13 protein-coding genes are annotated in these 20268 nt (G+C 40.7%); 11 read left to right on the top strand and 2 right to left on the bottom strand.

Annotated features, from left to right (window positions below; genetic code table 11):
• Nucleotides 1-9: 9 nt before the first annotated feature.
• From IAE20_RS05365 to IAE20_RS05345, 5 genes are read left to right on the top strand one after another with little or no spacing between them, the layout of a single operon-like run.
• On the top strand, nt 10-1584 hold the full coding sequence (locus IAE20_RS05365) for an ABC transporter substrate-binding protein (protein ID WP_200481386.1): 1575 nt from the start codon (nt 10-12) through the stop codon (nt 1582-1584).
• A 5-nt stretch (nt 1585-1589) separates the two neighbouring features.
• Entirely contained in the window at nt 1590-2741 is a 1152-nt protein-coding gene (locus IAE20_RS05360) for an ABC transporter permease (protein ID WP_200459787.1), read from the top strand.
• The gene (locus tag IAE20_RS05355) at nt 2738-3586 is read left to right on the top strand and encodes an ABC transporter permease (RefSeq protein WP_200481385.1); all 849 of its coding nucleotides are present in this window, start codon (nt 2738-2740) and stop codon (nt 3584-3586) included. Before IAE20_RS05360 ends, IAE20_RS05355 begins: the two co-directional genes overlap by 4 nt.
• Before the next feature lie 2 nt (nt 3587-3588).
• Entirely contained in the window at nt 3589-5418 is a 1830-nt protein-coding gene (locus IAE20_RS05350; RefSeq protein ID WP_200481384.1) for a dipeptide ABC transporter ATP-binding protein, read from the top strand.
• Between the two features lie 27 nt (nt 5419-5445).
• A complete protein-coding gene (locus IAE20_RS05345) occupies nt 5446-6711 on the top strand; it encodes an acyl-CoA dehydrogenase family protein (protein ID WP_200459784.1) in 1266 nt (421 codons plus the stop codon).
• Between the two features lie 360 nt (nt 6712-7071).
• Here IAE20_RS05345 and IAE20_RS05340 read toward each other — a convergent pair whose 3' ends face one another.
• Nucleotides 7072-8124: an ABC transporter substrate-binding protein gene (locus tag IAE20_RS05340; RefSeq protein WP_200459783.1), complete on the bottom strand. Its 1053-nt coding sequence runs from the start codon at nt 8122-8124 to the stop codon at nt 7072-7074.
• A 288-nt stretch (nt 8125-8412) separates the two neighbouring features.
• Here IAE20_RS05340 and IAE20_RS05335 point away from each other — a divergent pair, with 288 nt between their 5' ends.
• The 6 genes from IAE20_RS05335 to IAE20_RS05310 all read left to right on the top strand — a co-directional run bounded on the left by IAE20_RS05335 (nt 8413) and on the right by IAE20_RS05310 (nt 18899).
• The gene (locus tag IAE20_RS05335) at nt 8413-10245 is read left to right on the top strand and encodes an ABC transporter ATP-binding protein (protein WP_200481383.1); all 1833 of its coding nucleotides are present in this window, start codon (nt 8413-8415) and stop codon (nt 10243-10245) included.
• On the top strand, nt 10242-12092 hold the full coding sequence (locus tag IAE20_RS05330) for an ABC transporter ATP-binding protein (RefSeq protein WP_200481382.1): 1851 nt from the start codon (nt 10242-10244) through the stop codon (nt 12090-12092). Before IAE20_RS05335 ends, IAE20_RS05330 begins: the two co-directional genes overlap by 4 nt.
• Nucleotides 12093-12273: 181 nt before the next feature.
• A complete protein-coding gene (locus tag IAE20_RS05325; protein WP_227610762.1) occupies nt 12274-13641 on the top strand; it encodes an amidohydrolase in 1368 nt (455 codons plus the stop codon).
• A 218-nt stretch (nt 13642-13859) separates the two neighbouring features.
• On the top strand, nt 13860-16355 hold the full coding sequence (locus IAE20_RS05320; protein ID WP_200481381.1) for a TonB-dependent receptor plug domain-containing protein: 2496 nt from the start codon (nt 13860-13862) through the stop codon (nt 16353-16355).
• Nucleotides 16356-16379: 24 nt separating this feature from the next.
• On the top strand, nt 16380-17627 hold the full coding sequence (locus IAE20_RS05315) for a lipase family protein (protein WP_200459779.1): 1248 nt from the start codon (nt 16380-16382) through the stop codon (nt 17625-17627).
• Between the two features lie 15 nt (nt 17628-17642).
• Nucleotides 17643-18899 (top strand): lipase family protein, encoded by a 1257-nt coding sequence (locus IAE20_RS05310; protein ID WP_413784481.1) that lies wholly within the window; start codon nt 17643-17645, stop codon nt 18897-18899.
• Between the two features lie 58 nt (nt 18900-18957).
• Here IAE20_RS05310 and IAE20_RS05305 read toward each other — a convergent pair whose 3' ends face one another.
• On the bottom strand, nt 18958-20046 hold the full coding sequence (locus IAE20_RS05305; RefSeq protein WP_200481379.1) for an LLM class flavin-dependent oxidoreductase: 1089 nt from the start codon (nt 20044-20046) through the stop codon (nt 18958-18960).
• Nucleotides 20047-20268: the final 222 nt, after the last annotated feature.

Raw genomic sequence — 20268 nt, 5'->3', positions numbered from 1 at the left:
GGAAGAGATATGACTAAAATCACACGTAGAGAACTCCTTCAACAGACAGGTTTAGGTTTGGGTGCATTTGCTGCTGTCAGTCTCGTGGGATGCTCTCGTTCTGATTCCATTCCATCGAAGGAAGCTGATTCAAACCTTTCCCAAAATGAAACGCCACAAAAGGGGGGAGTTATTAAAATTGGGGTAATTAATGGTAATCAGGCTGGAAATTTAGATGCACATAAACCGATTGGCATGTCCAGTGCATTTCGAGGTTGGCCCTTATATGCCAAGTTATGGGAGTGGGGGCGTGATATCCAGCCTAAACTGGCGCTGGCTGAATTTGCTGAACCGAATGAAGACGGAACTAAATGGACAATTCGTCTAAAAAAAGGACTTGAGTTCCATCACGGTAAAACTATAACTGCAGATGATGTGATTTTCTCTTTACGTCGTCTAACAGATCCTAAACTTGCTTCGCCTTTTGCAGCATACCTTTATTCCTTACAACGCGATGCAATCAAAAAGCGTGATGATTACACGGTTGAGATTCCATTTGCACATGGTAAAGGATTGGTCGCCTTGCCAGAGGCATGGATGAGTTGGGGGGGCATTGTGCCTACCGATTATGATCCTGTTAAAAATGTGGTGGGAGCAGGTCCATTTAAACTTGAAAGCTTTAACCCAGGACAGCGTTCACGCTTTGTTCGTTTTGAAAACTATTGGAAAGAGCATCAGCCTTATGCTGACGCAATTGAGATTATTGATTTTAAGGATCAAACAGGTCGCCTTGCTGCTTTGCAATCAGGGCAGATTGATATTGCCTCGGGAATCAGTGCTGAGCACCTTTCTTTAATTCAAGCCAATAAGCACTTGAATGTAGTTGCTTCTGAAACAGATGCATGGCAGTCCTTTGACATGAATACCAGCAAAGCTCCTTTTAATGATGCTCGGGTACGGCAGGCATTTCGCTTAATTGCTAATCGAGATGATTTAGTCAAACGAGCGTTAGCTGGACAAGGACGTATTGCCAATGATTTGTACTCCTTTAGCGATCCTGTTTACAACCATGATATTCCTCAGCGTCAGCAAGATTTGGCGAGAGCAAAAGCATTATTAAAACAAGCAGGTTTTGACCATAACCTAAAGGTTGATCTGTATACGGGACCTGATAGTAATGCGGCATTGGTTTTTGCCCAACATGCAGCGCAAGCAGGTGTAATTGTCAATGTTAAACAGGTTGAGGCCGCAACATTTGCAGATGCAGTTAAACAGGATTGGGTATTTAGTACGGGTTCGAATGTTTCTCGACCTTTCTTATTAACGGTCTTGCAAATTGATGGGCCAGGCGCAGCCAATAATAAAACTCGTTTTAATAATGAACGTTTTTCTGAATTGGTTCATGCAGCTTTGCAACAGCCTGATCTGGAGAAACGTAAAGTTTTGGTTCATGAAGCTCAAAAGATTCAGCATGAGCAAGGTGGTTTGTTGATTTGGGGGTTCAACAATGTACTTGATGCCCATTCAAGCCAAATTGGAGGAGTAACGCCTGATCGCACGGGTTTTGCTGCATGGCGTACAGATGAATTCTGGCGAAGAGGGTAATGACTATGACGACTCAGGCCAGCAAAGTAGAGACACAGATTCAACAGCAAGCACTCGCCAAATCATTTGAATTACCAGCATGGTTACCTTGGTTTTTGACCCGTATTGTATCAGGGCTGCTAGTGATTTTTGTGATTAGCTTAATCGTATTTGTTGCCACACAGGCACTTCCATCTGATCCTGCCCGCGTCATTTTAGGGGCAGAAGCACCTGAGGCAACGGTTGAATTACTTCGTGAACAGTTGGGGTTAAACCAACCCATCTTGCTTCAATACTGGAATTGGTTCAGTCAATTATTACAAGGGAATTTTGGAAGTTCGATTGATTCAAACGTTCCTGTTTCACAAATTATTAAGAATTATTTTGGAAATACGATTGCTTTAACGAGTTTAGTGGTGGTCATAACTGTACCAGTTTCTGTGGTACTGGGTGTCTGGTTAGCCCTTCGACGTGATAGCAAACTCGATAGAATCATTGTCTCCAGTTCTATTGTGTTTAAGGCAGTTCCTGGTTTTGTGATCGCGATTTGGTTAATGATGTTTTTTTCAACCTCAGTTCTCCACATCTTACCCGCAGCATCGTTGTTGATTCCAGGGCAATCCCCTTTTAGCCAGATAGAGTTTTTAATTTTACCCATATTAACCTTGGCATTATCTCTCATTCCTTATCTGATGCGTTTAGTACGTGGTTCCATGATTGATGCTTTAGAGTCAGATTATGTGACCTCTGCACGGCTACGTGGTATTCCTGAGCGTCGAATTATTTGGAAGCATGTTTTACCTAATGCCTTAGTGCCCGTGGTACAGGGTACTGCATTGACGATCAGGGTCTTACTGAGTGGTGCTTTAATTATTGAAGTGGTATTTAGCTATCCGGGGATTGGTAATGCGCTTAATGCAGCCATTGAAATGCGAGATATTCCTACTATACAAGCGGTAGTTTTATTGCTAACCATTTCTGTGGTGGTGGTTAATTTAATTGCAGATTTAATTACAACTTTACTCACTCCAAAAATACGCACCGCGAAAAAACATAAAGCACGTTCACCCGGTCTGCGTCAGGCAATACGTTTATGGAAATCAGGGCGGCCAATTACAGTGAAACCTGTCGATCGTCGCAATGCATTGAAGAATACTCAAGTGGGAGGTGAGAAATGAGCACACTTCACTGGTATGAACGAACATTTTTTAAAACGTTAATACGTGAGCGACAAGTCCGTTTTGGTTTTGTAGTGACAAGTCTGGTTTTGATTTTCGCTCTGGTCGGCCCTGCATGGGTACCGTTTGAACCTACTGCTCTGGTGGGAATGACTTATGGCGCACCTGAGGGACGCTCGTTTCTAGGCTACGACTATATTGGGCATGATGTCTGGTCACGTGTACTGGCTGGCGGTGCTTCTATGATCTGGATGACCCTTGCTGCAAGTTTATTGGCTTTAATCATTGGTTCCAGTTTGGGCATATTGGCTGCTTTCGCTCGTAACAAGGTCGACCAGTTCGTGACATGGTTGACTGATATTTTTATGGCATTTCCCGATCTGATTTTAGTTCTATTAATTGTTTCAATGTTAGGACGGCAGCCTTGGTTAATTGTATTGACCGTTTCAATTGCATTTATTCCAGGGGTAATACGTCTTGCTCGAAGTGTTGCACTCAATCTAGTTGAACAAGAATATGTAGAAGCAGCAAAAATTCTTGGTTACTCAAAAAGCTATATTTTATTTCATGAAATTCTACCGAATATGCTGACACCGTTGTTGATTCATCTGGGTGTGATGCTGACGTGGGCGGTTGGTATGTTATCTGGTTTAGCTTTCCTTGGTTATGGCGTCGCACCACCAGCAGCAGACTGGGGGCTCATGATTAATGAAAATCGTGCAGGGCTATTGGTTCAACCGTGGGCTGTTTTTGCACCCGTGATTTTAATTGCCTTATTTGCACTTGGAACCAATGTGCTGGCTGAAGGTGTGGGCCGTGCAGCAGCTCGGATTGAGGAAAAATGAGCATGGCAAACACTTTTAAAAATACAGTATTAACCGTTACAGATTTAACAGTTGCATTGGTAAACACTGGCAATGATGTAGTTTCTAATATTTCATTCAGTCTACGAGAGGGGGAAGTTCTAGGACTGGTTGGAGAAAGTGGTTCAGGTAAAACTACACTATCCAGTGCTTTATTAGGTTACGCGAGACATGGGGCCAAAATTATTCAAGGAACTATTGATCTGGATGGAGAGGACATTCTTCGTCTGGATGATCCTGCCTTACGTCAGGTTCGTGGTTATAAGATTAGTCATGTCGCGCAAGATCCTGGAACCGCACTTAATCCAGCTTTAAGTATTGGCCAGCATTTATTTGAACTATTAGAGGTGCATCAATCAAAGTTATCGAGTGCCGAACGCCAACAAAAAGTGGCCAAGATTTTGGATGAAGTGGGCTTGCCTCAGGATGAGCATTTTTTAAAGCGTTATCCTCATCAACTGTCTGGTGGTCAACAGCAACGAATTTTATTGGCATTGGCGTTTCTGTTGCAGCCACGGCTAATTGTTTTGGATGAACCCACAACGGCACTGGATGTTACCACCCAAACGTTAGTACTTAATATTATTCGTAAATTATGCAACGAATATAACGTTGCAGCTATTTATGTATCACATGATTTAACGGTGGTAAAAGATATCGCAGATCGGGTCATTGTGCTGTATTCAGGGCGGATTGCTGAAGATGCGGTATTAACGCAATTATTTGACATGCCTAAACACCCTTATACACAAGGTTTAATTAATGCCATTCCTGATGTGGCAATTCGTAAATATTTAGCGCCGATCGAAGGGCATGCACCCTCGCCGAATGATCGGCCAGCAGGTTGTGCCTTTGCTGCACGTTGTTCTTTTGCGACTGAATTATGCCGTCAGCAGCAACCAGAATTGATTCAGTTAAAAGATGAATTCGATCCACATTTTGTTGCTTGTCATCACGTGGATCAAGTGGATGTAATTCGTTTTAAAGAGATCGAGCATCACGGGGTCAATCTGAAAGCTGACAGCGAAGTGTTGTTAAAAGTTGAACAGATTAATACATGGTATGGACAGCAACAGGCACTTTTTAATATCTCATTGCAATTAAAAAAAGGTGAGTGTTTAGCCTTGGTGGGTGAATCCGGGTCAGGTAAAACGACGTTATCACGTGTCATTGCTGGATTAAATGAAAATGCGGATGGACAAATCATTTTAGCAGGGGAAGCCTTATCTTTACGTGGACAACAACGTCATTTGCAGCAACGTCATAAACTGCAATATATCTTTCAAAACCCTTATAAGGCCCTGAATCCCGCACATACCATTGGTCAGACTTTAGTTAAGGTCGTGCAACATTTCTTTGGGACATCTCGACACGAGGCGATAGAAAAAGTCACGCAAGTACTTAAACAAGTCTCTTTGCCTGTACAAGTTCAGGAACTCTATCCAAGAGATTTATCTGGTGGAGAACGGCAACGAGTGGCCATTGCAAGAGCTTTGCTGTGTCAGCCTGACGTCTTGATTTGTGATGAGATTACTTCTGCTTTGGATGTTTCTGTACAAGCTTCTATTTTAAAACTGTTGCAGCAACTTCAACAGCAAGGAGTGACTTTGCTATTTGTCACCCACAACTTGGGCGTAGTAAGAGCAATTGCCGATCGAGTTGCCGTATTAAAACATGGACATATTGTGGAATATGGTGAAACCGATCAAGTCCTTAGCCATCCAAAACACGTGTATACCAAAACATTGCTTAGCCATGCGCCTAGTCTATTTAAGCATGTGCATGAACTTACGCATCAAGACACTTACGTATAAAAAAGAACAGATGTTCTGGAGTTAAACATGAACGATATTCATCCGCACAATTTTTTAGAATTGGGCAGCATACGACATATTCAAAGCGATCAAGAAGCACTTGAGGTTGCAAAGGACGTCGCAAAACAACTGACTCGATTTGCTCAAAACCCTGCCCATAATAAGACAATACCTTATGAACAGGCGCGTTTGATTTCGGAAGCTGGTTTATCCGCCATTATTGTTCCTAAACAATTTGGTGGTTTAGGTGCCAGTATTCCAACATTGGTCAATGTGGTAAAAATTATTTCTTCCGCAGATGGTGGTGTAGGGCAGTTGTTGCAGATTCATTTCACTATGTTTAGAGGAATTTTGACGGGTTATGAAGATGAAATCCGCGATCAATTGCTTCGTGATGTCTTAAGTGGTAAGCGTTTAGGCAATGCACTTGCAGAAGTGGGAGGTAAAGATAAATTTCATCACAAAACAAGGGTAGAACGAAATGCACATGGTCAATTGATTCTAAATGGCAGTAAATTTTATTCTACGGGTTCTTTATTGGCAGAATGGATTTCTTTATTTGCGGGCAGTGAGGATGGACCTGTCTCAATTTTAATTCATCGTGATACGCAGGGTGTCGAGTTACTGGATGATTGGGATGCAATGGGACAAAATAATAGTGTCAGTGGCACTGTCAATTTTAAAGATGTGATTGTTGATGAACGGTATATTGCCAAACGTAATACAGGTGGTTTAGGAACTGTTTTACGTACGGGTTTGACTTGGCCCCAGATTTTACATGCTGCTATGGATACTGGTATTGCAAAAGGCGCATTAGAGGGCGGGATTGATTATCTACAACATCATGCACGTCCTTGGGTTGAAAGTGGAGTGGATTCACCGACACATGAATCGCATATCATCAAACAAATCGGTGAATTTGCTGTTTTAGTTCGTTCGGCAGAAGCTTTACTGGATCGTTCGGCAGAAATATTTGAACAGCATTTAGCCAACGTGACAGATGAGGATTTACAAACAGAACTGATTTTATCTGTAGCTGCTACACGGAGTCAGTCTGATCATGCTTCCTTAAAAATATCGAGCGAAATTTTTGGATTACTGGGAGCAAGTTCGACCTTATCGAAATGGAATCTTGACCGTTTTTGGCGTAATGCACGGACACACACCACGCATGATCCTATTCGTTGGCGTCTATATCATGTTGGAAATTATTATTTAAATAATATTCCGCCAGGTGAATATAATTCTGTACTGTTAAAGAAACAGGCACAGAATGTGACTAAATTTAATTAGGCTGAGTTTGAGTTAAATATTTTTATAACATATTGAAAATAAATATCTTGATGGAGTCTTGCCGAGTTCTCGTCCATTTTCAGGATAAGCCATCGGCTCGACCTATCTTGCGAAACGTGGTTTTTCATTCGGAAAAAGTAAGCAAAATCTGAGCTGCGACTAAAGCAGCCTAAAATCCGCAAAATTCGTTGACTACCACCAGTTAATTGATGAGCCGCAGAAATAATACTTTGTTTACGGAAGCCTGTCTCAAACAAATGCGGATGACGTTTCTGAGTATTCTATTTCTTACCTAACGCATGTTAATTCATAAAATCAAGTTTAAAAAAGGTTGTCATCATGACAACCTTTTTTAAATCATTATGCTACTTGAGCTTGAATAGAAATGTCTTGGGCAAGCCATTCACGAACATTGATTTGAGCAGGGATAAAGTTCCAGCGATAGAGGAAATCACTTAAATCCTGTAAGGCAACAATCGAAATTTCATCAAAGTTGGTATTTAGTTTTAGATGCGCATCTGCACCATAGGCTGCATGAACCCATTGTTCACTACTATTGCATTCCTTTGCGAGATAACGATGGGTTTCATCTGCATGCGTATGTGCCCAATGTTCTGCTTGCAAAACAGCATCGACAATAGATTGGGCTTGTTCTGGATATTGAGTTAAAAAATCTTCATCTACTGTCAGCGTGCGAGGAGTACCATTATTAGAGCGTAGGATCGGGTCTGGATGTGAACCAATATCAATAATGGTATGTAACGCAAAATCATCAGCAATTTGCGCTGCATGCGCTCCTTTTAAAAAGATCGCATCGACATCACCTTTGATCAGCGCCACAATTTCAGCACTTGCATTGAGTTTATTGCGATTGCCATAAAAACTTGAGTCATTTTCTTCGGAATGAAGTTGCTGTGCTGCTAAAATATCTGCTCTTAAGCAATCAACTAACTCAAGATCACTCACCTTCAAATTTACTGTCTTTAAGGCATTTTCTAAGCCACGAATGGCTTGAGCGCGTGAGAAATCAATGAGAGCATCTTGATTGAGGGGAAGCCCAAAACGTTTACCTTTTAAATCGGCAACAGATTTGATGTTGGAATCATAGCGAGTCAGTAGTAATTGCACTTCATCTGCCCAAGATAAACCAATCACTTTGGTTTTTTGACCAGAAGCATAGGCCCAAATCGCAGGAATGCTGCCACCATGCCGTACAGAATTTTCAAGTGTATGATTAAAATGAGAGTTACGAATATCCTTTGAATTAGATTCACGGATCGATTTTATTTCGATTCCTTGTGTTTTAAATTTTTCATTGAACCATCCTTTTTGAATGGCAATCCCCAAACCTGTTGGTACAGGACAACGGGTATACCACAGAGTATTTAGGCGACTTGGAGTAAGTGTACTCATAACAACATCCTTTGATTAGTTTGCTACGATAGAGCAAAATTAATGCCAATTAATAAACTGTTGATAATTAATACAATTTTTTTATATCTCATTTTTTTATGTGTTTATCTGAATATCTGTTGAAATCGCAACATAAAATTTGGAAGACTGCTTTTAAATCAACATACAAATGCTTAAAGAATTAAAAATTTTATTTAAAAACATAGAATTAATTTTTTTTTATTGTTGCTTTTAAACTGGCATGCTTCTCGCAGTAGGCAGAAGATTAATCGCAATGATTCTGTTTTTATGTTGAAAGATTACCCTCTATTACGTAGTTTGGCATTGTATCGATTTATGCCATTTCGGTTTGGTTTAACGGCCTTTTTATTTATTGTTGCAAATTTAGGATTGGCGATTCAGCAATATTCGATTGGTCATGCCATCGACACTTTAAAGCACAGTCATCCTGCGACTTTATTTCAACATGCGTGGTCAGATCCTCTCAATCCGTGGTTCTGGTTCATTCTACTTTCCTGCATTGCGGTGATTCGTGCAGCAGTTCAGTATCTTGCAGGGTTGAGCGCGTTAAGTATTGGACAGCATTTACTGACGATTTTAAGAGAGAAAATTTTTAGTCAGGTTCAACATTTAGATATTTCATGGCATTGGAAACATGGTTTAGGCGAAGTTCTGTCGAGAAGTACACGTGACTCCGATAAATTAAAAGAAGCATTAATCAACTTTTGGCGTCAAGTTTTTGAATCAACCCTCGTGGTGATCGCGACTGTAGGCTTACTGTGTTGGTATCAATTATGGCTAGGTATTATCCCGCTATTGTTTATCGTATTGGGTTTAGCCGTGTTGTTTAAACTGACGACTCATATGGTTCATCTTGATCATGAGGTGGCTCATGCCTATGAACAGGTCAGTGATACGTTAGCTGAAAGTGTGAATGGGGTAAGGGTAATTAAAGCATTTCGGCTAGAAGCTTTATTGCAATTTCGTTTTTCTACGGCCATTGATCATTTCATTGAACATTCACGGATTGCAATTAAAACCAGTGCTCAGCGCTTACCGATTCCTCAAGTCATTATTGCCTGTTCTTATCTTTGGGTGATTGGGTTCGGTGCCTATTTGATAGGCCAACAGCAACTCCAAGTGGGTGAGTTTATTGCAGCAGTTTTGATGGCTAATCTTTTGGTTTTTAGGATTGAGAGCATAGGCCAAGTATTAAAAATCTTTGCCGATGCCCGTTCTTCGGCAACCCGTATTTGGCAAATGTTGGATGAGAAAGCACAGATTGTGGATGGTACAGGAGCAATAACCTCTAATTTGAACATTCACATTCGGCTTGAAAATGTCAGTATTTTTGTGCCTGAAACTCAGAAATATATTTTGAAGCAGTGTTCTACCGAATTTCGTGCCGGTGAAATCGTCACGATTGTCGGTAAAACAGGTTCAGGTAAAACCACATTAATGAACTTGTTAAATCGTTTTGTAGATCAGACCGAAGGCCGCATTTTGATGGGTTCAGATGAACATGGCTGGGTTGATCTTAATCAGCTAAAACTCAATGATTTAAGAGCATTGATTCAAATTATTCCTCAGGAAAATTTCTTTTTTTCTGGAACATTGACTGAAAACTTAAGAGTTGCAAAACCTGATGCAACTGAGGCCGATTTGCTTAATGCGTTAGAATTAGCCTCAGCGCTTGAACTTATTCAACGACTTGAACATGGTCTAAATACAGTTATTGGAGATCGTGGTGTCACGCTTTCAGGAGGGCAAAAACAGCGTATTGCTTTGGCTCGCGCGATTTTGAAAAACTCACCTGTATTGGCCCTTGATGATTCGACCAGTGCTCTGGATGCAACCACTGAGCGTAATGTACTTGAAAATTTAACTCAATCTTCGATTCATAGTCACCAGAAAACTCTGATAATTAATTCAAATAAACAGACCACGATTGCGCTTTCTGATCGCGTTATAGTGTTGAATAATGGTGAAATTATTGCACAAGGGCCTCATCATGAATTGTTGGCACATTGTTCATTTTATCGGGAATTGATGGGATTCAATCAAGATGACCAGATCACAGGTGCGGCATTTAATACGTCCTACCAAGAGGTGACACCATGAGTCACGCTTTAAAACAGGAACAAACATTCACAAGAAAAATGAATGACCTACAACTTGAAGAATATTTGGCAAAAACATCTATTCATCGGAGTATGTTCAAAAAACTAGCGCCGTTAGTGTATCCCGTAAGGTACTTATTGCTTGCAGTAGTTCTTGTGGAATTTTTTCAAGTGATCAGCATTTTTATTCGCCCTTGGGTCATCAAATATATTCTTGATCATGGATTTACTCAACATGTAGAACGTTTGGTTTTAAATTGGAATGTACTTGCTATCGCCTTGCTGATATTGAGCTTGAGCTGGATTGCACGATTTGCTCTGGCGGGTGCATCCAAATACCTTTCGGGTTTAGCCGGCTTAAAAGTACTAAATGCATTGCGGTGTCGGTTGTTTGCACACATTCAAACGTTGAGTATCGGATATTTTGATCGAACGAAAGCTGGGCGAATTATTTCTCGTGCAGACAGTGATGTAGATGTCCTTGAACCAGTGTTAATACAGGGACCACCTGAATTACTCTCTGCTATTTTACGCTGTGGATTAGCCTCTATTTTGCTTTGGATTATTTATCCACCTTTTTTCTGGTGCTTATTTGCGGTTATTCCAGTTTTGCTGTTGGTCACCGTTTTTTTTAAACGCTCGTCTCAAAAGCATTGGGGGCGTGTTGCTGAGGAGCGAAGTCGTTTTACCGCACATTTAGTTGAAACTGTAAATGGTGCAAAAATTATTCAGCAATTAAATTATGCAGAACAAAATCAGCGGCATTATCAACAGTTGTTAAATGATTTTAATCAATCAATTATCTATGGCAGTAAGCGGACCAGTTGGTTTGCGCCATTTACAGGTGTGCTTTCTACTCTGGCAACCGCCGCGTTTCTTGTGATTGGCAGTTATGCACTCAGTGAAGGGAATATTACCATCGGGCAGTTTGCAGAATGCATTTTTTATGTGTTCTTATTTTTGGCACCCTTACAAGAAATGACGGATTTGTTTGAAAGATTTGCCAATGGTACAGCATGTGCCCAGCGTATTTTTTTATTGTTGGACACTCAACCGACGATACAAAATAAACCCTATGCGCATCAACTTGATCAGCTTAACGGACATATCCGTTTTCATAATGTTGAGTTCGCATATACCACCAAGCCTGTGTTAAACCAGTTTAGTCTTACAATTGAAGCTGGACAGGTTATTGCAATTGTAGGGCCTACAGGACATGGAAAAAGTACAGTTGTACAACTTCTGACACGGTTTTATCAACCTCAAGCGGGACAAATTTACTTGGATCGATATCCTCTCGACGAAATTGATCAAGCCAGTTTACGTCAGCATGTGGGTATTGTACTTCAGGATAATGTGTTGTTTAGTGGAACGATTTTAGATAATTTACGTTTGGTAAAACCCGAAGCAACGGATCGGCTACTGGTTCAGGCGATTGAAGAATTAGGGGCAGATGAAATTTTGAGTCAGCTTCCAAATGGATATTTGACGCAAGTTGGAACATTGGGAGCAAATTTAAGCCATGGACAACGCCAGTTGGTTTGTCTGGTTAGAGCCTATCTGGCAGACCCAACTATTTTAATTTTAGATGAAGCAACTTCTGCAATTGATATTTATACCGAGCAGAAAATTCAATATGCACTAAGACGATTATGTCAAAATCGAACCTGTATTGTCATTGCGCATCGGCTGAGTACAATTAAGGAAGCAGACAAAATTGCAGTGATTGAAAATGGAACCGTGGTTGAACAAGGTACACATCAACAACTCTTAAGTCAGCAAGGCAACTATTATCAATTGTATCAATCATATTTAAACCACCAATTAAATGGAAGCAGTTCATCATGAACTGCTTTTTGGCAAAAAAAGCAGTGATAATCTAGTGAACAAATCAACAGTTTTTTACAGTAACTGTCTGAATTTCAACAATCAAGCATGTGTTGAAAAATATAACTATATGATTTTAATTAATAAAAATAATGGTCTTTACTTTGCAAGTTTCCTTGTTTGAATTGAATAGAACTGAAATATGAATTGCAAAGAAAGGCATGCTCATTATTTAGTGGCAGTTATCTTGATGTTGGTCAGCACTTTTTCAAGTGCCAGTGAACCCACCACCTCAATTGCATTTAGGCATTTACAGCAAAACATTGACCAAGACCTTATCCGAATTCAACCCACATTAATTCAGCTAAGGCATAAAATTCATGCTCATCCTGAATTGGCAAATCAGGAATATGAGACCAGTCAATTGGTTGCTGAGTATTTAACAAAGCTGGGCCTAGAGGTACAAACAGGAATTGCAAAAACTGGAGTGGTCGCTACGTTAAAAGGAAAACATACTGGTCCTGTTATTGCCTTACGTGCTGAACTTGATGCATTACCGATTAAAGAGCAAACCGGACTGAGTTTTGCCTCTACCGTAAAAACACAATGGAATCATCAACAGGTAGATGTAATGCATGCTTGCGGTCATGATAGTCATATTGTGATGTTACTGGCTGTCGCTGACGCATTTTCAAAGCATAAAGATGAATTACGTGGCACCATAAAATTTATTTTTCAGCCCGCAGAAGAAGGTCCACCAGAAAATGAAGAAGGTGGTGCTAAACTCATGATTAAAGAAGGAGTTTTAACAGCACCGAAACCTGATGCGATCATTATGTTGCATGTCGGAGCAGGGCAAGCAGGAAGTTTAAGTCTGACTCAGGGCATCGCTGCAGCGAGCTCAGACCGGTTCAAAATTACGATTCAGGGGAAACAGGCTCATGCGGCCTCGCCTTGGAATGGGGTCGATCCTATTCAGATTGCGGCAGAGGTCATTTCGTCACTTCAGTTAATTCCAAGTCGACAGATCGATTTGGTCAATGCCCCTGCGCCGATTATCAGTTTTGGCCAAATTTCAGGGGGAACCAAGCATAATATTATTCCTGAGCAGGTCACTATTGAAGGTACGCTACGCACAAAATCCAATGATCAGCGAGCCATTGTTTTGCAGAAAATGCAAAAATTAATTGAAACCCTTCCACTTGCCTATGGGGGAACAGGACATTTTTTTATTGATCCGCATGATTGGCCAGCAGGTTATAATCAGCCGGAACTTTCTAAACGTTTACAACCCATTTTAGAAACTTTGGCAAAGCAATATGGAACATCATTTCAATTAAATACAGTCAGTGGTTATCATGGTGATGATTTTTGGGAATACGCAAAATATATACCTGCGGTTTCGTTTGGAATGGGCGTAACACCTCAGAAAATTGATCCTAAAAAAGCCGTCAATCATTCTCCTTTTTTTCAGGTAGATGATTCAGTTTTAATTATTGGTGAACAAGCCTTGTCCCATTTCATTTTAGATTTTTTCGCAGTGGGCAAGCAAAATAACGCTGTTAAATAGCCTTTTCTTCAATTTAATGGTGTTCCAGAGGGTGATAAAAGTACAACTCTCTGGGATAAAAAGGAAAAAATTAAAAAGTTACTTTTCAAACAATTTATCTAAAAAGTGTTCCTATAAAAACAAAAAACATATCAGTAAAATTTTAAACATTTGATTTTTATACTTAAAAATATTGGCATTGCGTTTGCTCTAAAAGAGGCATCTTTAAGGGGAAACCAATGAATAAAACGTTAAAACCATTTGTTATAAAATCTTCGCTGTTTGCCTTAAGTGTTTTAGCAACTTCTATTGCTGTTGCTAATGGACAACAAACGCCTGTTCAGACAGAAGAGGATGTGATTACTTTACAATCGGTTGTGATTACAGGGTCACGCCGAGCCGTAAAGAGCGCATTGGAGGCGCCTGCTCCCGTCGATCTGATTTCACCTCAACAACTTCAGCAGACAGGTGAGTCCGATCTTGCGAAGGCATTATCTAAATTATCTTCTTCTGCTACCTTGCCGAGTACACCCGCAGGAGGATTTTCTGCATCAGTCGCACCTGGCATTGCTCTGAGAGGGCTTTCTACTGATCAAACGCTTATTTTGATTAATGGAAAACGTCGTCATACTTCTGCTTATTTTACACGTCAGAGTTTTGCGGGAGGACGTGGTTCAGCAGGCACTGATTTAAGTCTTATTCCAATCAGTGCGGTTGAACGTGTTGAGATTTTGCGCGACGGAGCGGCTGCACAGTTTGGTTCAGATGCAATCGCAGGGGTGGTCAATATTATTTTAAAATCCAAAGACTCAGGGGGCGGTGTCAGTTATCAAGCGGGTGGATATACGCAAGGAGATGGGGAACAGCACAAAATTACAGGATGGACGGGATTTTCTTTACCTAATGATGGAAGTCTGACTCTGGCGTTTGATGCAGGTAAGCGTGCTGCCGCAAACAGTACAAATCCGGATACACGAACGTTTTATACATCGAATAGTAGTCCAGATGCGCAATACACGGAAACCACAACGCCATACCGTAAATGGAAGTTTGGTGCCCCTGAGATTAAAGATCAAATTAATTTAAGTTACAACGCAGATTTGCCATTAACCGATGATGTCTCTTTATACAGCTTTGGCACATATGGACACCGAGAAACAACGGGCGAAAACTTTTATGAACCGCCTTCGTCTACCAGTACTGTCAACCAATCTGCGTACTACAAAGCCCGTTATCCCGATGGTCGCATTCCGCTTAGCATTGTAACAGTGGATGATTTTGCGATTACTGCGGGTGCTAAAAAAGGAGAACAAAAAACAGGGAAACTAGATGGCTTTGTGACCTATGGTCGAAATAAAGTACACAGTGAACAGGAAAATGGCATTAATCCAAGTTATGGGCCTGATTCTGCATCAACGTATTCGTTAGGGAATAATATTTTTACTCAAATTAATACAGGGCTTGATTATAGTCGTGATCTGGCGATTTCGTGGTTACATAGCCCTTTAACCGTGTCGACAGGTGGGCTCTATCGATGGGAGGAATATAAGCAACTCGCGGGAGATCCTATCGCCTATACACGTGGTCCTTATTACAATGTAAATACAGCACCTGAAATTTATGCAGGAATCACTGCTGAAGATGAACGTACAATTGATCGTAATGTTTACGGTGCATATCTCGATTTAGAAGCAGATTTAATTGATAAATTAAATGTAGGCGTGGCTTTGCGGAGTGAAAAATATTCCGATTTTGGTAATACCACCAACGGTAAGCTTACACTCAAATATGATTTTAACCCTAAAATTACGTTAAGAGGATCGGCAAGCACAGGTTATCGCGCTCCTTCATTGACGCAACTGGGGTATTCAACCTATAGCGTACAAGCTGTTGAAACTACAACAGGATCGGGCGTCTATCACGATGTACAGCAACGTACTCTTGCCGCAGGCAGTGAGGCTGCACGTCTTTTAGGTGGAAGTGAACTGAAACCAGAAAAATCGACCAATTACTCGCTTGGATTCGTGTGGAAACCGTGGGAGCAAACCTCGCTTACATTAGATGCCTACCAAATAGATATTCATAACCGAATTTTATTATCTGACAATATTACAGGCAGTGTTTTGACCAATGCATTTGCTGGTACAGCCTACGAAAATATCAATAATGCGGCATTTTTCAATAATTTACTGGATACCCGTACCCGTGGGGCTGAATTAGCAATTAAACACGATGTGAATTTGGATAAATACGGTGATTTAGGCTTTAATCTTGGATTTGCAGTCAATAAGAATGAAATCACGGAAGAACGTGATGCTGTGACATCAACAGGCCAGATATTATCGTCTTCTTTAATTGCTGGACGTAACACCAGTAGCTTGATTGAGTCTGCAGCACCCACCAGTAAAACCACTTTAAGTGTGTTATGGAGCAATGACACGTGGAGTGTAAATACCGGAGTACGCCGTTATGGGAAATGGAAAATTTTAAGTAATTCATCTGCAAGTCTGGATCAAACTTTTAGTGAACAATGGATTGCTGATCTGGATATTGGCTATAAAGCTGATCGTGTTCTTAAAGGACTTAAATTTAACTTAGGGGCAAATAACTTATTTAACAGTCACCCGGATACCACGATATCTTCTCAACCCTATGGTGTTGTGAAATATAGCTTTAACTCACCAGAGGGGGCTTATGGAACCTATCTATATGGCCGTGTAAGTTACGATTTTTAAGTCAACCGAGCAATGATTATGCACATGATTAGAAAATTCATGGTGGGAGGATTGCTTGGTTTTGGCTTACAGCAGGTACAGGCACTTCCAGTACCTGTTGAACACTCTCAACCAAATTCGTTGTATGGCGATAAAGTTCTCTCAGCATTTTATGAATGGAATGAAAAAATTCCCCAACATCCTGGATTATTGTTGCGCATTGAACCTCTTGATGAAGGGATTCGATTGGCTGAAAGTCAGGAGCAATACCGCATTTTATTTTCATCTACTAATGGATTAGATAGTCGGTCTACCACACTTGTTTCAGGCTCATTATTCATTCCTAAGGGGCAAGCGCCTGAAGGGGGATGGCCTTTATTGGTTTGGGGACATGGTACAGTTGGTCTGGCAGATCAATGCGCACCCTCATGGTCAGGACGGGTATATCGTAATGCGTATTATCTCAATCAATGGTTAAAACAAGGTTATGCGATTGTTGAACCAGATTATCAGGGATTAGGCGTTGGAGGACCGCATTTATTAATCAATATTCCGCAGTTGTCTTTTAATATTTTGGATAGCGCACGTGCCGCTTTAAAAGCAAATCCTAAAATTGCCAATAAAATTATCATTGCTGGTCAATCTCAAGGGGGTGCGGCTGCATTTGGTGCTGCATCGTATTCTGAAAAGTATGCCCCTGACTTAAATATTAAAGGCACTATTGCAACGGGTGTTATTTATAAACCGAAGCAAAGTAAACAAGCCACCTTAAACATTGCAAATCGTCAAATACCCAATCCTGCGTTAGCTTATCAAATTTTGGGTTTTCATGTATTGCAACAATATGATCCGAGCCTAAAAACAACCGATGTTTTTACAGAAAAAGCTGCAGCTTTGGTGGAGCATTCACGTTCTCAATGCGTAGGTCAAATTTTTTCAGATGTTGCCTTTGAACAACTTAGTTTTGCTGATGCTCTGCTGGAGTACCCCTCTGAAAAATACCTGACTTTACAGCGCACTTTTGAGCAGCAATTTTCACAGTATCCCACCTTGAAAATTAAGCATCCTGTTTTTATTGGAACGGGAGTTGAAGATAAAACCCCGGATGCACGTAACCAAATGGCGTTAGTCAAGGATGCCTGTGCTCAAGGCACCGCAGTTCAAGCTCATTTATATCATGGGCGTGGTCACAGTGAAGCTGTTCCCCGTTCTCTACCTGATGCACTGAATTTTGCACGTCAGGCCTTAAATGATGAAGCCATTCCAAATCTTTGTTCAATCGATTTTAACTAAAGGATCATGATAAAAGTGAATACATTATCAAAATTATTATGTCGCTCAGCTTTGAGCTGTGCTGTATTGAGTAGCACATTCACAGCAGCACAAGTACCGCCAGAACCTCAAGAAAAATATGGAGATGGCCGTGTTTCAGAATTCTACACATGGAAGAAAGATATTCCGGAACGCCCCGGAGTCCTACTGAAAACTGAAACTATCACTAACCCGTATATTCGTTTAGATAATGACAGTCAGGCCATACGAATTTTATACAGTTCTACCAGTGGTAAAGACAGTAAAACACCTGTGATTGTTTCAGGAAGTATCCATTTACCAAAAGGTACACCACCAAAAGGCGGTTGGCCTGTTGTGCTGTGGGCACATGGTACAGTTGGATTGGCTGATGCATGTGCACCGTCATGGAATGGCCGTTCATATCGAGATGTTCAATATCTAAATCGCTGGTTACAAGAAGGGTTTGCTGTTGTTGCAACCGATTATGAAGGTCTGGGAGTCGCAGGCCCACATTTATTAATTAATGTACCAATGCTAGCATATAGTGTATTGGACAGTGGACGAGCCGCATTACAAACTCAACTCCCGCTTTCAAATAATTTTGTAATTGTGGGGCAGTCACAAGGAGGAGCCGCTGCAGTTGCGACTTCATCTTACTCCGCAACCTACGCACCTGAATTAAAAATTAAAGGGTCGATTGGAACAGGCGTAATTTATCGTGATCCAAATGCGACTCCAGCAGACAACCAACTCAAACTCAATCCATATGAGGTGAGTCCTTCACTGGCATATAATATTTATAGTTTTCTGGTGACGCAGAGTCTTGCTCCTGATCTCAAAACCGAAGATGTATTTACGCCTGCGGCTGTACCTTTGGTTGAACAAGCACGTAACGCGTGCCTGTCAAGTTTTATGGGCGACATTCAGTCTGCTGGGCTTTCACCTGCTCAAGCTTTACAACCCAATCCTCCTGAACGCTATAAAGCATTACAGGAGCAACAAGCAAATGCCTATGGATATTACCCAACCTTAAAAATTAATCACCCCTTGTTTATTGGGACAGGTGCAAATGACCGCACACCCGATGCACGCACTCAAGTTAAACTGGTTGCAGATGCATGTAAGGCTGGAACGACCGTAGAAGGGCATTTATATTATGGTTTAGGGCATAGTGAAACAGTTAATGCATCTCTCAAAGACTCGATTCCTTTTGCTAAAAAAGTGATTGCAGGACAAAAAATTCAATCTATTTGTAAGCCCGATATTAAATAAAAGAATGCCACTTTAGACGATTGACTAAAGTGGCGTTTTACATCCATTTCAAAAAGGTTTAGGCAATGTGCTGTTTTCGTTTTTCAGCTTCCTGTCGAACAGCAGGAATAATATAACGTCCATAATCGACAGTGTCGTAAATAGGATCATAACCACGGTTCAAAAAAGTAGTAATCCCTAAGTCTACATAGTCAAGTAATGCTTCAATAATAGTATCTGGTGTTCCTACTAATGCCGTGGTATCGCCATAAGCACCAACGGCAGTTGCTGTTGGCATCCATAATGCACGATCATGCCGATCACCTTGCTGTGCTGCGGCCAATAACCGTTGAGATCCAACACCTTTAATTTTATGTCCTGTGACCGAACCATTATTTTGGAACAGCGGGTTTTTTTGAATATCAGATAAAATAGTTTCTGCACGTTTCCATGCAAGCTCTTCTGTTGCTCCAATGATTAATCGTACCGATAAACTCACACGTGGTTGAGGTTTTTCAGCACGTTCAACAGCTTTTTTTAACTTGTTAATTTGCTCTTTTACCCCAGAAAGTGGTTCACCCCATAAGGAATATAGATCAGCATGTTTAACTGCAATATCGTAAGCAATATCTGAAGAACCTCCGAAGGAAATAGGAATAGAACCATAAACTGGTTTTAATGGGCAAAAAGCATTTTCAAGTTGGAAATATTTGCCGGAGTAACTAAAGGGTTCATCACTCTTCCAAAGTGCTTTCACAATTTCAAGATATTCACTGGTCCGTTCATAACGTTGAATTTTATCAATAATAGAGTCACCTTCCTGAGGTTCTGCTGTAATACCCGTAATTGCATGTAAACGAATGCGGCCCCCACCTGTAGTATGGTCAAGCGTCGCAAATGTTCGAGCTGCAAGATTTGGAGTCATTAAAGCAGGACGATGAGCAATCATAAAACCGAGTTGTTCAGTATGTTGGGCAAGGTAAGCTGCAATTTGGCTACTCTCAGGCGCACTGGGTCCATTGGCAATTAAAACTTTATCAAACCCCGCATATTCATGTGCCCGTGCATGATAACGTAAATATTCGAGGTCAATTTTATGACCAACCCGTGTACCTTTTGTTTCTGACCATTGATTTGGAAAAACCATGCCTACAAATTCGATGCTCATTATTTCGTCCATTTGGAAAATTTAAAATAAAGAGCAAAATAAGTGCCAAACCTTAATGTTATATAAAATAAACAATTAGGTCATCGTATTTAGTTTAGATGTCTATATTTGATCAGAAAATATTATATTTTGTTTAAAAAACAACATGGCATAAAAGTGAGATTATGTTGATGATAAATTTATAAAATGCATGCTTAAAGAAAACTATTTAAATTTAGGATT

The sequence above is a fragment of the Acinetobacter sp. S54 genome, assembly GCF_016624945.1.
GTDB lineage: Bacteria > Pseudomonadota > Gammaproteobacteria > Pseudomonadales > Moraxellaceae > Acinetobacter.
The sequence above is the reverse complement of the archived record's forward strand: the minus strand, read 5'-3'. Positions and strand labels throughout refer to the sequence as shown.

What these genes read in the sequence shown, in the direction of transcription:
- IAE20_RS05365 (WP_200481386.1), top strand. Translation starts at nt 10, where the DNA reads ATGACTAAAATCACACGTAGAGAACTCCTTCAACAGACAGGTTTAGGT.
- IAE20_RS05360 (WP_200459787.1), top strand. Translation starts at nt 1,590, where the DNA reads ATGACGACTCAGGCCAGCAAAGTAGAGACACAGATTCAACAGCAAGCA.
- IAE20_RS05355 (WP_200481385.1), top strand. Translation starts at nt 2,738, where the DNA reads ATGAGCACACTTCACTGGTATGAACGAACATTTTTTAAAACGTTAATA.
- IAE20_RS05350 (WP_200481384.1), top strand. Translation starts at nt 3,589, where the DNA reads ATGGCAAACACTTTTAAAAATACAGTATTAACCGTTACAGATTTAACA.
- IAE20_RS05345 (WP_200459784.1), top strand. Translation starts at nt 5,446, where the DNA reads ATGAACGATATTCATCCGCACAATTTTTTAGAATTGGGCAGCATACGA.
- IAE20_RS05340 (WP_200459783.1), bottom strand. Translation starts at nt 8,124, where the DNA reads ATGAGTACACTTACTCCAAGTCGCCTAAATACTCTGTGGTATACCCGT.
- IAE20_RS05335 (WP_200481383.1), top strand. Translation starts at nt 8,413, where the DNA reads ATGTTGAAAGATTACCCTCTATTACGTAGTTTGGCATTGTATCGATTT.
- IAE20_RS05330 (WP_200481382.1), top strand. Translation starts at nt 10,242, where the DNA reads ATGAGTCACGCTTTAAAACAGGAACAAACATTCACAAGAAAAATGAAT.
- IAE20_RS05325 (WP_227610762.1), top strand. Translation starts at nt 12,274, where the DNA reads ATGAATTGCAAAGAAAGGCATGCTCATTATTTAGTGGCAGTTATCTTG.
- IAE20_RS05320 (WP_200481381.1), top strand. Translation starts at nt 13,860, where the DNA reads ATGAATAAAACGTTAAAACCATTTGTTATAAAATCTTCGCTGTTTGCC.
- IAE20_RS05315 (WP_200459779.1), top strand. Translation starts at nt 16,380, where the DNA reads ATGATTAGAAAATTCATGGTGGGAGGATTGCTTGGTTTTGGCTTACAG.
- IAE20_RS05305 (WP_200481379.1), bottom strand. Translation starts at nt 20,046, where the DNA reads ATGAGCATCGAATTTGTAGGCATGGTTTTTCCAAATCAATGGTCAGAA.